The organism is Streptomyces sp. NPDC058086, assembly GCF_042885015.1.
In the GTDB taxonomy this organism is placed as follows: domain Bacteria; phylum Actinomycetota; class Actinomycetes; order Streptomycetales; family Streptomycetaceae; genus Streptomyces.
This window is the reverse complement of the sequence record NZ_JBHVST010000066.1, coordinates 52,212-67,094: the sequence shown is the minus strand read 5'-3', so window position 1 is coordinate 67,094 and position 14,883 is coordinate 52,212. Positions and strand designations below refer to the sequence as shown.

The 14,883-nt window shown below is 70.5% G+C and carries 10 protein-coding genes and 1 pseudogene; 6 read left to right on the top strand and 5 right to left on the bottom strand.

Annotation, left to right across the window (positions count from 1 at the left end):
* Positions 1-458: 458 nt before the first annotated feature.
* Entirely contained in the window at positions 459-1,391 is a 933-nt protein-coding gene (locus ACFVWD_RS37760; RefSeq protein ID WP_389602543.1) for a GNAT family N-acetyltransferase, read from the top strand.
* Between the two features lie 10 nt (positions 1,392-1,401).
* Here the strand turns inward: ACFVWD_RS37760 and ACFVWD_RS37755 are convergent.
* Positions 1,402-1,740 (bottom strand): annotated as a pseudogene (locus tag ACFVWD_RS37755) (ABC transporter substrate-binding protein); the annotation flags it as partial.
* A gap of 596 nt (positions 1,741-2,336) precedes the next feature.
* On the opposite strand from ACFVWD_RS37755, the gene ACFVWD_RS37750 reads away from it, so the two are divergent.
* Positions 2,337-3,137: a sugar phosphate isomerase/epimerase family protein gene (locus tag ACFVWD_RS37750; RefSeq protein WP_389602542.1), complete on the top strand. Its 801-nt coding sequence runs from the start codon at positions 2,337-2,339 to the stop codon at positions 3,135-3,137.
* A 73-nt stretch (positions 3,138-3,210) separates the two neighbouring features.
* Positions 3,211-4,146 (top strand): hydroxymethylbilane synthase, encoded by a 936-nt coding sequence (hemC, locus tag ACFVWD_RS37745; RefSeq protein ID WP_389602541.1) that lies wholly within the window; start codon positions 3,211-3,213, stop codon positions 4,144-4,146.
* A gap of 26 nt (positions 4,147-4,172) precedes the next feature.
* Here hemC and aroA read toward each other — a convergent pair whose 3' ends face one another.
* Complete coding sequence (gene aroA, locus ACFVWD_RS37740; protein WP_389602540.1) at positions 4,173-5,414, bottom strand: 3-phosphoshikimate 1-carboxyvinyltransferase; 1,242 nt, start codon at positions 5,412-5,414, stop codon at positions 4,173-4,175.
* Between the two features lie 546 nt (positions 5,415-5,960).
* Between aroA and ACFVWD_RS37735 the strand changes: the two genes are divergently transcribed.
* Together ACFVWD_RS37735 and ACFVWD_RS37730 are read left to right on the top strand one after the other, a co-directional pair.
* The gene (locus tag ACFVWD_RS37735; protein ID WP_389602539.1) at positions 5,961-7,634 is read left to right on the top strand and encodes a glycoside hydrolase family 3 protein; all 1,674 of its coding nucleotides are present in this window, start codon (positions 5,961-5,963) and stop codon (positions 7,632-7,634) included.
* Positions 7,635-7,793: 159 nt separating this feature from the next.
* Entirely contained in the window at positions 7,794-8,426 is a 633-nt protein-coding gene (locus tag ACFVWD_RS37730) for a hypothetical protein (RefSeq protein WP_389602538.1), read from the top strand.
* 49 nt (positions 8,427-8,475) lie between these two features.
* On the opposite strand, the gene ACFVWD_RS37725 is transcribed toward ACFVWD_RS37730, so the two are convergent.
* Both ACFVWD_RS37725 and ACFVWD_RS37720 read right to left on the bottom strand, forming a co-directional pair.
* Positions 8,476-9,924 (bottom strand): S28 family serine protease, encoded by a 1,449-nt coding sequence (locus ACFVWD_RS37725; protein ID WP_389602537.1) that lies wholly within the window; start codon positions 9,922-9,924, stop codon positions 8,476-8,478.
* Between the two features lie 107 nt (positions 9,925-10,031).
* On the bottom strand, positions 10,032-10,358 hold the full coding sequence (locus ACFVWD_RS37720; RefSeq protein WP_389602545.1) for a hypothetical protein: 327 nt from the start codon (positions 10,356-10,358) through the stop codon (positions 10,032-10,034).
* A gap of 230 nt (positions 10,359-10,588) precedes the next feature.
* On the opposite strand from ACFVWD_RS37720, the gene ACFVWD_RS37715 reads away from it, so the two are divergent.
* On the top strand, positions 10,589-11,065 hold the full coding sequence (locus ACFVWD_RS37715; protein ID WP_389602536.1) for a hypothetical protein: 477 nt from the start codon (positions 10,589-10,591) through the stop codon (positions 11,063-11,065).
* A gap of 2 nt (positions 11,066-11,067) precedes the next feature.
* Here ACFVWD_RS37715 and ACFVWD_RS37710 read toward each other — a convergent pair whose 3' ends face one another.
* Positions 11,068-14,823 carry an ABC transporter ATP-binding protein gene (locus tag ACFVWD_RS37710; RefSeq protein WP_389602535.1) on the bottom strand — a complete coding sequence of 1,252 codons (3,756 nt, stop codon included), beginning with the start codon at positions 14,821-14,823 and terminating at the stop codon, positions 11,068-11,070.
* Between the last annotated feature and the right edge of the window lie 60 nt (positions 14,824-14,883).

Genomic DNA, 14,883 nt, shown 5'->3' with positions numbered 1-14,883 from the left:
TCGATGTCGCGGAGCGAGCCGCGTTCCCGCGGTCCGGCCGCGACGGCCTTCTGGACGCTCGGCGGAAGGAGGGAGAGTGCCGCGGCGCCGCCCAGCGCGCCCGCGGCCGAACCCAGGAGTCTACGACGTGTCAACTCGGCCATTGCTGCCCCTTCTTGAGACTTCGCCAGCTCTCCGGAGTCGAACTGCGGCCCGCACGGGGGCGGCCCGCCGCTTCACTCTCCTAGGGGCGAACGAGGGTTGGCAGGGGCGTGCGATGAACTCGTGGCCAACGTGCGGAAAGGGGTTGGCCAAGTCATGACCCGGGTTGCCGGGGAGTTGCCCGACCGTTGCCCACGCTTGGCCGAAGTCGTAGGCTCGACACATACCTCTGACTGAGTCAACTATCAGGTCCGAGGAACCAAAGCCACTGAGCCAGGCCCGAACAACCGGCACCGATCATCCGGGGTTGCGTGATCATGACCGTCCAGGACATCCGCTCCTTCAACCGCTTCTACACGAACGTCATCGGCGCCCTCGACTACGGCCGCCACCTCTACGCCCCCTACACCCTCACCGAGTCCCGCGTGCTGTACGAGCTCGCCCACTCCCCCCGCACCGACGCCGCCGACCTCCGCACCGAACTGTCCCTGGATGCCGGTTACTTGAGCCGCATCCTGAACAAGTTCGAGCAGGACGGCCTGATCGAGCGGACACCCTCGGAGCGGGACCCGCGGCGGCGCCGCATCACGCTCACGGCACAGGGCAGGGAGACGGCGGCCCTGCTGGACGAGCGCTCACGGGAATCGGTGGGGGCGCTCCTGGCGACCGTTCCGGCCGACGACCGCCCCCGGCTCGCCGAGGCGATGCACACCGTGCGCACGCTGCTCTCCTCCGGGCGCCCGCCCCGCCGCGAGGATGTCGTCCTGCGCGACCCCGGCCCCGGCGACCTCGGCTGGATCGTGCAGCGCAACGCCGCGCTGTACGCCGCCGAGTACGGCTGGAACACCGACTACGAGGGACTGGTCGCCCGGATCGTGGCGGACTTCGCCGAGGACCACGATCCGCACCTGGAGCGGGTGTGGATCGCCGAGCTGGACGGCCGGCCGGTGGGCTGCGTGATGTGCGTACGCGACGACGCGCCCGGGACCGCCCGCCTCCGCCTCCTCCTCGTCGAGCCCGACGCGCGCGGGCTGCGCATCGGCGACCGGCTGGTCGAGGCCGTCATCGACTTCGCGCGGGACGGCGGCTACCGGGACCTGGTCCTGTGGACCAACGACGTCCTCTCCGCCGCCCGCCGCATCTACCAGCGCCACGGTTTCGTCCTCGTCGCCGAGAAACCGCACCGCTCGTTCGGAGCGGACCTGACAGGCCAGGACTGGCGGTTGGATCTGCACCCCCCGCAGGAGTGACCGGTCGGGCTCACACGGGTTTCCAGGTGCCGCCGTCGAGCCGGTGGACGGTCACCGCCTGGGACACGGCATCACCGTTCGCGTCGAATCCGACCTTTCCCATCACCCCGTCGAAGTCGACGTTCTGGACCGACGCCCGCAGGCTCTCGCGTTTGGTCGAGGGCACGGTGTCAGAGGGGTCGGCGTGGAGGGAATTGAAGGCCTGGATCAGTGCCGAGGTCGCGTCGTAGGCGTATCCGCCATACGGGCTGTACGAGGCCCTGTAGCCCGCGGTCTTGTAGTCCTTGACGAACGTGTCGGCCGAGGGGAGCGAGTCGGGCATGGCGCCACCCGCGGTGCAGATGTCGCCGTCGGCGCCGGCGGCGGTCGCCTACGTGTACGTGTACGCGAAGATGCCGTCCCCTCCCGCGAGCGGAACGCCGGGTTTCGCCGCGTGGAGCTGCTTGCTCAGCGAACCCGCCTCGTCGTACACGCCTCCTTATTACACGACGTCGGCACCCGCGTTCACATGGGTCTCCCCCACGATGGTTCACGGTCGCCAGGCCGTACAACACCTATTTCCGCACGATGGCCAACGACACGGTGCAGGCGCCCGCCGCCGCCAGGTACCTGTACGTGAAGTCCAAGCACCGCAAGGCGTTCGTCATCGACGACAAGCAGACTTACGGAGCCTTCGTTCCGAAAAGGCTCGCCCCCGCCGTGTCCGGATCCCGCATCAGCCAGCGCTGCAGTGCGCGAAGCTGTCTCCCGTCGTCTTCGGGCACTTCGATATCAAGTCGCATGCTTCCCCCCGCACGCCAGCGATTTCGGCATCTTAGCGATACAAAGGGCACGTCGTAGTGCTTGTGGAAAGAGACCTCCCGGACCACCCACAACCGATTTTCCTTTCGACTCTCCTTTTGATCGACAACGGCCGACATCGGCACGCGAGTAGGGTCCGTGCGCATGAAGCTGGCATTTTCCACGCTCGGCGTACCCGGGCTCCCCATCCCCGACGTCGTACGACTCGCCGCCGCGCACGGCTACCACGGCGTGGAGCTGCGCGCGCATCCCGAGGAGCCGGTGCACCCCGGGATCGGGGCGGCAGAACGGGCCGAGGTGGTCGCCGAGTTCCAGGCGGGCGGCATCGAGATCCTGGGCGTGGCGGGCTACGCGCGGGTGGCGGCGCCGGGCGACGACGACACCGTCGTCGCCGAGATCAAGGAGCTCCTCGACCTCGCCCACGACCTGGGCGCCCCGTTCGTACGCGTCTTTCCGGGTGCGAGTTCCGAGCAGAGCGTCGAGGAGGCGGACGCGACGGCGGCCCGGCGGCTCGGCACTGCGGCGGAGTACGCCGCCGACCTGGGCGTACGGATCCTGCTGGAGACCCATGACTCGCACCGCACCGGCGCGGACGCGATCAGGATCCTGGGCCTGGTCGGCCACCACCATGTGGGCTCGCTGTGGGACGTCATGCACACCTGGCTCGGCGGCGAGGAGCCGGCGGAGACCTACGCGGCCCTGTGCACCTACCTCGGCTACCTCCAGGTCAAGGACATCGCCTCCGCCGAGGACACCACCCCGCTCCCCCTCGGCGCGGGCGTCCTGCCCCTCGCCGACTGTGTGGAACTCCTCTCCCGGGAGGGCTGGGACGGCTGGCTGTGCTGGGAGTACGAGAAGCGGTGGTACGAGGGGGTCGCGCCGCTTCCTGAGCTGCTGGGGCCGGGTCGGGAACACCTCGGGCGTCTGCTGAACGACTCCGCCTAGGCCCGGTTCCGGGGACACGCGCACCCGCCCGGACCGGCTTCCCGCGGCTCGCCGACGGGCTATCGTGGACGCCATGTCGGCACCGGAACTGATCCGTATCGTCTCCCGCGACTCGCCCATGGCCCTGGCCCAAGTGGAGCGCGTCCGGACCGAGTTGGGCGCGCTCCATCCGCACATCCGCACCGAGGTCGTGCCCGTGAAGACGACCGGTGACAAGTGGATGGGCGACCTCGCCAAGGTCGAGGGGAAGGGCGCGTTCACCAAGGAGGTCGACGCGGCGCTGCTGGCCGGTGAGGCCGATCTCGCGGTGCACTGCGTGAAGGACATCCCCGCGGACCGCCCCCTCCCGGCGGGGACGATGTTCGCCGCGTTCCTGGCGCGGGACGACATCCGGGACGCTCTCGTGCACCCGGACGGGCTCACGCTGGACGAGCTGCCGCAGGGGACGCGGATCGGCACCTCCTCCGTACGGCGGGGCGCTCAGCTGGCCGCCTCGCACTCGCACCTGGAGTGCGTGCCGTTCCGGGGGAACGCCAACCGGCGGCTGGAGAAGCTGGCGGCGGGTGAGGCGGACGCGCTGCTGCTGGCGGTGTCGGGGCTTGAGCGGATCGGCCGGGCGGACGTGATCACGGAGATCCTGTCGCCCGAGACGATGATGCCGCCGATCGGGGCGGGGATCCTCGCCCTCCAGTGCCGGGAGGGCGACACCGAGGTGATCGAGACGATCAGCGACCTCGGCGACCCGAACACGCACCGCGAGGCCACGGCGGAGCGGATGTTCCTGCACGTCCTCCAGGGCCACTGCAACTCACCGATCGCCGGTTTCGCGAAGGCCCACCGCAGCGGCGAACTGTCCCTGCGTGCCTGCGTGTTCACCCCGGACGGCAAGACCGTACTGAACGCCCACGAGTGGGCGGGCCGCCTCGACGCCGCGACGCTCGGCACGTCGGTCGCCGTCGCCCTGTTGCGCCAGGGCGCCCGCGAACTGATCGACGACATCCCCCACTGATCACTCCCCCTGATCCTCCCCACTGATCACCCCAGCGGGCCGGCCCAGGCGGCGAAGGTCTCGTGGAAGGCGGGGAACGTCTTCCGTACGCAGCCGGGGTCGTCGAACGAGACGCCGCCCGGCGCGCGGAGTCCGGTCACCGCGAAGGACATGACGATGCGGTGGTCACCGTACGTCTTGATCTCCGCGCCCGGCACGGGTTCCGCACCGGGGTGGATCTCGATCCAGTCGGCCCCGGTCTCCACCCGTACGCCCAGCCGCCGGAGGTTCTCCGCGCAGGCGTCCAGGCGGTCGCACTCCTTCACGCGTGTGTTGGCGACGTCCTCGATGCGGACCGGGCCCGAGGCGAAGGGCGCGATCGCGGCCAGCGTCGGCATGGTGTCGGAGATGTCCCGCATGTTGACCGTGAGGCCGCGCAGTTCGCCGGTGCCGGCGACCGTCGTCCCGCCGGAGCCGACCTCCACCCGCGCCCCCATCCGCCGCAGTACGTCGACGAAGCCCAGGTCGCCCTGGAGCGCGCCGGTGCCCAGGCCCGGGACCGTCACCTCGCGGCCGGTCAGGGCGGCCGCGGCGAAGAAGTAGCTCGCGGTGGAGGCGTCGGGCTCGATGGCGTGGGTGGTGGCGCGGTAGCCGCCGGGCGAGACCACGAACACCTCGCCCTCCCGGCGCACGGACGCGCCGAACGTCCGCATCATCGCGAGCGTGATCTCGACGTACGGCGCCGAGACCAGGTCCGTGACAGTGATGCGCAGGCCCTTGCGGGTCAACGGGCCGAGCAGCAGGAGGGCGGTCAGGTACTGGGAGGACTGGCCCGCGTCGAGCGTCACGTCACCGCCCTCCACCCCGGCCGCCGCGATCCGCAGCGGGTGGTGGCCCTCCGCCTCCTCGTGCCGCAGGTCGACGCCGAGGTCGCGCAGGGCGCGGGTGAGCGGGAGCAGCGGGCGGCGGCGCATCTGCGGGGAGGCGTCGAAGCGGTAGGTGCCGTGTCCGGCCGCGGCGAGGGTCGGCAGAAAGCGGGCGGTGGTCGCGCCGTCGCGGCAGTACACGTCGGCGTCGGTGGCCGCCGGGCCCTGGGGGCGGCCGTCGATCTGCCAGACGTGCGGGGTGCGGCCGACGCGGTAGCCGAGCCGGGTCAGGCCCTCCGTGAAACCTTCCGTGTCGTCCGACCGGAGCGGCCGTACGAGGGTGGTGACCCCGTCGGCCGCCGCCGCCAGGAAGAGCGCACGCGCGGTGATGGACTTGGAACCGGGGATGTCGACGACGGCCATGTCCTCATGCTGGCTCCCCGACCCGCTCCGGCGCGGGAGCGTCCGCCAAATGGACCTGTCTGCGCGAGCCCGGCGTCGAACCGTCCCGCCCATTCGCCCCACCCGCACCAATTCCCCGAACCGGCGGAAACCGGGGAACCCCGACCCGCACCGTTTCGTCCAATCCGCATGCTGCCGGATGAGTCTCCGCAGAGCGGTGTCGGCCTCGCTGCTGGCTGCGAACGCTGACCACCCTCTCCGCCGCCTGCGGCCGGCAGCACGCCGTCACCGGCGCGCCCCCCTCCAACTGCGCCGGTGACGGCCCCTCCTCGGGATACCGTGCACACCCTTGACTGGAAGAAACTTCCCGGATATTCGTGACTCCTCGGAAGTTTCCTTCATGAGGGAGGAGCGCACGTGGGGCCATCGAGACCTTCCAGACCGTCCAGACGTACCGTTCTCGCCGCCACCGCCGGGACCACCGCGGCCCTGACCTTGAGCACCACCTCCGTCCGGGCGGCCGGGGACCGACCTGACGAATCGTCACTCCGGTCTCTCGTCTCCCGTATGACGCTGGAGGAGAAGGTCGGCCAGCTCTTCGTGATGCGGGTGTACGGCCACTCGGCCACCGCACCCGACCAGGCCGACATCGACGCCAACCTGGAGGAGCTCGGCGTCAGGACGGCCGCCGAGCTGATCGCCAGGTACCGCGTCGGCGGGATCATCTACTTCACCTGGACGCACAACACCCGCGACCCGCACCAGATCGCAGCCCTCTCGAACGGCATCCAGAAGGTCTCTCTCGACCAGCCGCGCGGGCTGCCCGTCCTCATCTCCACCGACCAGGAGTACGGAGCGGTGGCCCGGGTGGGCAAGCCCGCGACGCTGTTCCCGGGCGCGATGGCGCTGGGCGCGGGCGGCTCGCGGGAGGACGCCCGCACGGTCGGGCGCCTCGGCGGCGCCGAGCTGCGCGCCCTCGGCATCCGGCAGGACTACTCCCCGGTCGCCGACGTGAACGTCAACCCGGCCAACCCGGTCATCGGCGTACGCTCCTTCGGCGCCGATCCGGACGCCGTGGCCGGGCTGGTGACGGCAGCGGTGAAGGGCTATCAGAGCGCCGGGGTCGCGGCCACGGCGAAGCACTTCCCGGGGCACGGGGACACCGCCGTCGACAGCCACTTCGGCTTCCCCGTCATCACGCACAGCCGAGAGCTGTGGTCGTCCCTCGACGCCGTGCCCTTCCGGGCCGCCGTCCGCGCCGGCATCGACTCGGTCATGACCGCCCACATCATGGTCCCGGCCCTCGACCCGTCCGGAGACCCCGCGACGCTCTCCCACCCCATCCTCACCGGCATCCTGCGCGAGGAACTCGGCTACGACGGGCTCGTGGTGACCGACTCGCTCGGCATGGAGGGCGTCCGGACGAAGTACGGCGACGACCGCGTCCCCGTGCTGGCACTCAAGGCCGGTGTCGACCAGCTCCTCAACCCGCCGTCCATCCACGTGGCCTGGAACGCGGTCCTGAACGCCGTGCACGGCGGCGAGCTCACCGAGGCCCGCCTCGACGAGTCCGTCCTGCGCGTCCTGCGCCTCAAGTCCAAACTGGGCCTGCTGGAGAACCCGTACGTCAGCGACACCGGCGTCGACCACACGGTCGGCACCGCCGCGCACCGCAGGGCGGCCGACCGGATCGCCGAGCGCACGACGACACTGCTGGTCAACGAGGAGCGCCTGCTCCCGCTCTCGCGCCGGCGCACCCCGCGCGTCCTCGTCGTGGGCGCCGATCCCGCCTCGCCGTCCGGTACCGACGGACCGCCCACGACCGTGCTCGCGACCGCCCTCACCGAGCTGGGTTTCACGGCGACGGCACTGTCCACCGGAACGGCGCCCTCCGCGGAGGGCATCGACAACGCGGTGGCGGCCGCCGGGGGCGTGGACGCGGTCGTCGTCGGCACGTACAACGTGACGGCGACCGGGTCGCAGAAGACCCTCGTCGAACGGCTCGTCGCCACCGGCGTCCCGGTGGTCGCGATCGCGATCCGCAACCCGTACGACGTGGCTCAACTCTCCGACGTGCGCGCTTACTTGGCTACCTACTCCTGGACGGACGTCGAACTGCGCGCCGCCGCCCGAGTGATCGCGGGCAGCGCCAGGCCCCGCGGGAGGCTGCCGGTGGCGGTGCAGCGGGCGGACGACCCGGCGAAGGCGCTGTATCCGATCGGGTACGGATTGACGTACTAGGTCCGGTATGGGCCGACGTACTGCCCCGGGTGGGGAATGGCGTACACGCCCTACGCCGCACACCCGGCGCACCACCCCCAAAGGACGCAAAGCGCCCCGGATGTCTGGCGTGTGCCCGTCGCGACGGGTCACGCTGGGCGGGGGTATCGGGGGGAATCCATGCGAGCCAGCTCGTCGGGTCGGCGTTCCGTTGGGGTGCTCTGCGCGCTGCTGCTGGCCGTCGCCGCGCTCGCGGGATGCGACCGCTGGTCGGACTCGGGGAGCGCCGAGCCCAGCGCGGGGGCGACGTCGACGCAGCCCTCCGGCTACGGGGCGGTGTTCCTCGCGGTCGACGAGTGCAGTTCCTTCGGGACGACCAGCTTCACCGAGGTGCCCTGCAGCAGCGAACGGGCCGCCGCGCGGGTGATCGCCCGTTACGACGGCAAGGTGGCCGACGGGCCGCTGTGTCCCGCGACCACGGACTTCGTGCTGCACATCAGCGAGACCCGGCCCGCCTCGGACGAGAACGGCGACGGGGTCGTCCCCCAGGGTTACGCCTGCATGCGCAAGCTGGAGGCCCCGCACCCCGGCGATCCGGGCGAGGGCGGCGGTCCCCGCACCATCGTCGGCGACTGCGTCTACAGCTCCGGCGACGGGCAGGTGCGGGAGACCGCGTGCGACGGCAAGGGCAAGAAGCCCCCGGAGTACAAGGTGACGTCGGCGGTCCTCGACCGCGCCAAGTGCCCGTCGTCCACGGCCCTCTATGTCCAACTGGGCGGCAGTAGACCGGTGGGCTGCGCCCGCCCGGTGTAGCCGAGGGGCGGACGCAGCCGGTGAACCGGGTTGCAGCGGGTGAACCGGGTTACGGTCGCAGTGCGGGTTCGCGCTCGATGTCGCGCTGGTCCAGCTTCGCGTCGAACTTCGCGAGCGGCTTGGCCGCCGACGGGTTCTCCTGGACCGTCGCCGAGGCGACACCCGCCCACTCCAGGATGCGGGCCGTCGCGAGGGCCTTCTCGTCGGGGACGAGTCCCGCGACGTTGGCACCGTGGTTCAGACCGGGGGCGGTGAAGACGTACGAGTCGCGTGCGCCCTTGCCGAGCCGGAAGCGCTCCGCGCCCCAGGGGTCGTTCTGGCCGTAGACGAAGAGCATGTGGTCGGCGTGGTGGCGGACCCAGGAGTCCACGTCCGCCATGACCCACGGCTGGAACCTCATCGGGATCGAGCGCGGCACGAAGTTCCGCGGCGGCTGGTAGCCGTAGCGGATGTACTTCTTCTCGATGTTCGGGAAGTGGATGGTGGGCGCGCCGAGCTGCGTACCCGCCTGGTAGTAGTACGGCGTGTACGTCTCCAGGCCCTGGTCGGCGTAGGCCGAGAAGCCGGAGATGGTGTCGACGGAGTCCCAGATCGCGTCATCGGTGGCGTGGGCGGCGTCGGCCGGGATCGAGCCGCAGTCCGAGAGCAGGCTGTACTGCCAGAAGCCCCACACGTAGTCGAGCACGACCGCCTCGTACGCCTTGTCGAGGCTTCCGATGGTGGTGAAGGTGTAGCCGTTGTCGGCGGCGTACGCCTCGTACTTCTTCTCCAGCGGTGCGCGCCGCACCAGCGCCTCGCGCTGCACGGCGTTCAGCTTGTCGCGGCACTCCTTGGTGCCGACGTTCTCGAAGAAGCGGTCGTACGCCGAGTCCTCGTTGTTCACCACGTCGTTGGGGGCGACGTAGGCGACGACGCCGTCCATGTCGCGCGGGTAGAAGCGCTCGTAGTACGTGGCGGTCATGCCGCCCTTCGAGCCGCCCGTGGAGAGCCACTTCTGGTGGTAGATCGGCTTGAGGGCCTCGAAGACGCGGTGCTGGTCGCTGGCCGCCTGCCAGATGTCGAGCTTCGACCAGTCGGCCGGATCGGGCCGGGACGGGGTGAAGAAGCGGTACTCCATCGAGACCTGGTTGCCGTCCACGATCTGGGTGGGCTCACGGCGGCCAGGGTTCGTCGAGACGTTGTAGCCGCCGGTGTAGAAGACCGTCGGGCGGGAGACGTCCTTGTGCAGCACGGTGATCCGCTGCTGGAACGTGCCCTTGGACGGGTGCCGGTGGTCGATCGGCTGGGTGTAGTTGAGAACGAAGAAGCGGTAGCCGGTGTACGGCTTCTCCTCGATCAGGCTCATGCCCGGTATCGCGAGCAGCCTGTCCTTGATGTCGGTGTCCGTGCTTGTGGTGCCTGGTGCGGCCTCCGGCTGGGCGGCGGTGGCCGCTCCCGCCGTGCTCAACGTGCCTATGAGCACCGTGAGCGCCAGCAGCCATCTGAGCGCCTTGCGCATGCACACTCCCCTGTGAAACGGATGTGCGCTGGAAGCTATCGGAGCAACTCACAGGCGCACCAGGGGAGATGGGGAAAACCCTATGGGAAGGCTGTGTTCTTGCCGGCTCAGCAGAGGATCCAGTTCGAGCTCACCGAACCCGATCCGACCGAGCCCTTGACGCGGACGCAGCGGTGGCCCGCGTGGACGGTCACCGGGCCCGCGTGCTGCGAGAAGCTGCCCTGGTCGACCACGGGGCGGCTGCCGCGCGCCTGCACGCTGACGGACATCGACCGCTTGCGGGACTGCTGCTCCTTGGGGACGGTCATCGCGCAGACATAGCCGTCGCGCTTGTAGATCTGGATGGAGCCGGTCGAGAAGGTGAGCGTTCTGACCTTGCGACCCGAGCAGTACGAGTCGGCCGCTTGCGCGCTGCCTGGGCTCATCAACGCCATCAGCCCGGCCGCGGTCAACACCGCAAGGCCCAGCGCCAGGCGCCGGCGTATCGCACCACCACGGTCCACTGTCGTCCTCCCCCGGCCATTCAGCGTACTGGTGTACGGACGCAGGACGTACATCGGATGGTTGCCTTCGCCCGAGAGAGGTTTTCTTCCATGTTTGGGGCAACCACACCTCTTTGTTCGGTGTCCAACTGGTCAGAAAAACGAACGAAAGGTGCTCATCCATGTCCCGCACGTCACGTTCACGTACGGCCGTCGGCGCGCTCGTCGGCGCGGCGCTCCTCGCCACGGCGGGTGCCTCCGTGCCCGCGTTCGCCGGCTCCAGCGCTCCCCCGCCCGCCCGCAGCGGTGCCAACGGTCCCGCCTACGACCGGGTGGCCGACTTCTACGGCGCCTACGTCGACGCGGTCACCGACGAGGGAAGCGGTCACCTCGGCTCCCAGTTGCGCACCTTCTACCTGACCAAGGATCTCCGCACCCGCCTGGCGAAGTGGGAGAGCCGCGAGCACGCCGACGGGGTGCTCCGCGCTCAGGACGTGCCGCGGGCGTGGAAGGTGACGGCGGGAGACAGCGGCGCGGGCCACACCTGGTCGACGGTGCGCCTCACCTGGGGCTCCGCCCAGCACCCCACGTACACCTATCTGACCGTGCAGTCGGACCTGGCCACGAAGAAGATCTCCGACATCAAGGCGAAGAGCTGAACTCAGGCCGATGAGGGAACCGGCTCTTCCTCCTCCGGGGCCCCGATGAACGTCCTCCACAACTCCGCGTAATGGCCGCCTCGCTGGAGGAGTTCGTCGTGGGTGCCGTCCTCGGCGACGCGGCCGTGGTCCATGAGCACGACCCGGTCGGCGCGGGCGGCCGTCGTCAGGCGGTGGGCGACGACGAGGGTCGTACGGCGTCCGGCGAGGCGGTCGGTGGCCTGGTTGACCAGGGCCTCCGTCGCCAGGTCCAGCGCCGCCGTCGCCTCGTCGAGGAGCAGCACGTCCGGGTCCACGAGTTCGGCGCGGGCCAGCGCGATCAGCTGGCGCTGGCCCGCGGAGAGGTTGCGGCCGCGCTCGGCGACCTCGTGGAGGTAGCCGCCGTCGAGCGTGGCGATCATGTCGTGGGCGCCGACCGCACGGGCCGCGGCCTCCACCTCGGCGTCGGTGGCGTCGGGGCGCCCGTAGGCGATGGCGTCCCGGACGGTCCCCTGGAAGAGGTACGCCTCCTGCGGGACGACGCCGAGCCGGTGCCGGTACGAGGTCAGGTCGAGCGAGCGCAGATCCGTGCCGTCGACCGTCACCCGCCCGCCCGTCGGGTCGTAGAACCGGGCGACCAGCTTCACCAGTGTGGATTTGCCCGCGCCGGTCTCGCCGACGAAGGCGACGGTCTGTCCGGCGGGGATGCTCAGCGAGATCCCGCTGAGCGCCGCCTCCGCGTCTGCCTCGGCGGCGGAGCCGTACGCGAAGTCGACGTCCTCGAAGGCGATGTCTCCCCGCAGGGAGAGGACGTCCAGCGGTGCCTCGGCGGCCTTCGTCGAGGTCGGCTCCTGGAGCAGTTCCTGGATGCGGCCCAGCGAGACCGTGGCCTGCTGGTAGCCGTCGAAGACCTGCGAGAGCTGCTGCACCGGCGCGAAGAACAGGTCGATGTAGAGGAGGTAGGCGACCAGCGCGCCCGTCGTGAGGGTGCCGGCGTCCACCCGGTGCGCGCCCACGATCAGCACCGCGGCCGACGCGACCGACGCCAGCAGCTGCACGAACGGGAAGTAGATCGATATCAGCCACTGACCGCGGATGCGCGCCCGGCGGTAGCTGTCGCTGCCCTCCGCGAACCGCTGCCCGCCCGAGCGCTCGCGCCGGAACGCCTGCAGGATCAGCAGTCCGGAGACCGACTCCTGGAGATCGGCGTTGACCGCCGACACCCGCTCGCGGGCGAGTTCGTACGCCTTCACGCTCGCCCGGCGGAAGAAGAAGGTGCCGATGACCAGCGGCGGAAGGGTGATGAAGACGACCAGCGCGAGCTGGACGTCGATCACCAGCAGCACGCCCATGATGCCGAAGAAGGTGACGACCGAGACGAACGCGGTGACCAGGCCCGTCTGGAGGAACGTCGACAGCGCGTCGACGTCCGTCGTCATCCGGGTCATGATCCGGCCGGTCAGCTCCCGCTCGTAGTAGTCGAGTCCGAGGCGCTGGAGCTGCGCGAAGATCTTCAGGCGGAGGGAGTAGAGGACCCGCTCGCCGGTCCGGCCCGTCATCCGGGTCTCGCCGATCTGCGCGGTCCACTGGACGAGCACGGTGACCAGCGCCAGCGCCGCGGCGGCCCACACCGCGCCGAGGGCCATCCGGGACACACCCTGGTCGATGCCGTGCCGGATCAGCACGGGCAGCAGCAGGCTCATGCCCGCGTCCACGGCCACGAGACCGAGACTGACGAGCAGCGGGAGACCGAAGCCGCGCAGCAGCCTGCGCAGCCCGTACGACTCCTCGGGCCTGACCGCACGCGCCTCGTCGATGCCGGGGGTGTCGGTGGCCGGGGGCAGCGCCTCGACCAGGGTGAGGAGTTCGGGCGTGGCGGGCATGCCGGACAGGGCGTTGTCCTTGGGCTCCCGGTCGCCGGTCCACAGATGGGGAGTGACCCCGCGCTCGGCGTCGAACTCGGCGTCCAGCTCGTCCCGTACGGAGGTGTCCTCCTGGGGCACGGCGGGCTGGGCGTGTCCGGGCGAGACGCCGCCCAGCTCGTCCGGGTCGGTCAGGAGGCGGCGATACAGCGGGGAGCGCTGCTGGAGTTCCTCGTGGGTGCCGATGTCGGCGAGGCTGCCGCCGTCGAGGACGGCGATGCGGTCGGCGAGGTTGAGGGTGGAGCGGCGGTGGGCGATGAGGAGGGTGGTGCGCCCCTCCATGACCTGCGTGAGCGCCTCGTGGATCTCGTGCTCGACGCGGGCGTCCACGGCGGAGGTGGCGTCGTCGAGGACGAGCAGGCGCGGGTCGGTGAGGATGGCCCGGGCGAGGGCGACGCGCTGGCGCTGGCCGCCGGAGAGCGTGAGGCCGTGCTCGCCGACCTTGGTGTCGTAGCCCTCGGGCAGCTCGGCGATGAAACGATCCGCCTGCGCGGCGCGGGCCGCGGTCTCGATCTCCTCCTGGGTGGCGTCCGGACGGCCGTAGGCGATGTTGGCGCGCACGGTGTCGGAGAAGAGGAAGGAGTCCTCGGGGACCAGGCCGATCGCGGCGCGCAGCGACTCCTGCGTCAGTTCGCGGACGTCGTGGCCACCGATGAGGACGGCTCCGTGCGTCACGTCGTAGAAGCGGGGCATCAGGAGCGAGACCGTCGACTTGCCGGAGCCGGAGGAGCCGACCACGGCGAGGGTCTCGCCGGGGCGGATCTCGAAGCTCAGCCCGTCGAGCACCGGCTGCTTTTTCGAGGTGCCCTCGTACGCGAAGGACACGTCGTCGAACTCGACGGTCGCGGGCGCGTCGGCCGGAAGGGTCTTGGTGCCGTCCTTGATCGACGGCTCGGTGTCGATGAGTTCGAGGACGCGCTCGGCGCCCGCGCGGGCCTGCTGCCCGACGGTGAGGACCACGGCGAGCATCCGCACGGGTCCCACGAGCTGGGAGAGGTACGAGGAGAACGCGACGAAGGTGCCGAGCGTGATCTGTCCCCGTACGGCGAGCCAGCCGCCCAGCGCCAGCATCGCGACCTGGCCGAGGGCGGGCACGGCCTGGAGGGCCGGGGTGTACTTGGCGTTGAGCCGGATGGTCCGCAGCCGCCCCGCGAAGAGCCGCCGCCCGACGTCCCGGAGCTTCCCGGTCTCCTGGTCCTCCTGCCCGAAGCCCTTCACCACGCGTACGCCGCTGACGGCGCCGTCGACGACACCCGCCACGGCGGCGGCCTGCGCCTGCGCGTACCAGGTGGCGGGGTGCAGCTTGGAGCGGCTGCGCTTGGCGACGACCCAGAGAGCGGGGGCGACGGCGAGCGCCACCAGGGTGAGGGGCAGGGAGAGCGAGGCCATGATCCCGAGGGAGATCAGGAAGAGCAGCACGTTCCCGATGGTCATCGGGAGCATGAAGAGCAGGCCCTGGATCAGCTGGAGGTCGCTGGTGGCGCGGCCGACGACCTGGCCGGTGGACAGCTCGTCCTGGCGTCGTCCGTCGAGCCGGGTGATCGTCCTGTACATCTCGGTCCGCAGGTCGTGCTGGACGTCGAGGGCGAGGCGGCCACCGTAGTAGCGGCGGATGAAGGTGAGGACGTAGACGAGGACGGCGGCGCCTATGAGCGCGCCCGCCCAGGGCGCCATGGCCTTGCTGTGGTTCCCGATGACGTCGTCGATGATCACCTTGGTGATCAGCGGGACCACCGCCAGGACCGCCATGCCGCCGAGCGAGGAGCCGAGCGCCAGCAGGACGTACTTCGGGTACCGCCACGCGTACCCGGCGAGCCGCTGCGCCCAGCCGCCCTTGTCCCCTTGCTCGAATGCCACGCCGGTGCCTTCCGTAGATCTCACTCCACCGGAAGACACCAACGCTGAAGGAAGCGGATT

Coding starts and splice junctions, on each gene's coding strand:
- ACFVWD_RS37760 (WP_389602543.1), top strand. CDS start 459: ATGACCGTCCAGGACATCCGCTCCTTCAACCGCTTCTACACGAACGTC.
- ACFVWD_RS37750 (WP_389602542.1), top strand. CDS start 2,337: ATGAAGCTGGCATTTTCCACGCTCGGCGTACCCGGGCTCCCCATCCCC.
- hemC (WP_389602541.1), top strand. CDS start 3,211: ATGTCGGCACCGGAACTGATCCGTATCGTCTCCCGCGACTCGCCCATG.
- aroA (WP_389602540.1), bottom strand. CDS start 5,414: ATGGCCGTCGTCGACATCCCCGGTTCCAAGTCCATCACCGCGCGTGCG.
- ACFVWD_RS37735 (WP_389602539.1), top strand. CDS start 5,961: ATGACGCTGGAGGAGAAGGTCGGCCAGCTCTTCGTGATGCGGGTGTAC.
- ACFVWD_RS37730 (WP_389602538.1), top strand. CDS start 7,794: ATGCGAGCCAGCTCGTCGGGTCGGCGTTCCGTTGGGGTGCTCTGCGCG.
- ACFVWD_RS37725 (WP_389602537.1), bottom strand. CDS start 9,924: ATGCGCAAGGCGCTCAGATGGCTGCTGGCGCTCACGGTGCTCATAGGC.
- ACFVWD_RS37720 (WP_389602545.1), bottom strand. CDS start 10,358: ATGGCGTTGATGAGCCCAGGCAGCGCGCAAGCGGCCGACTCGTACTGC.
- ACFVWD_RS37715 (WP_389602536.1), top strand. CDS start 10,589: ATGTCCCGCACGTCACGTTCACGTACGGCCGTCGGCGCGCTCGTCGGC.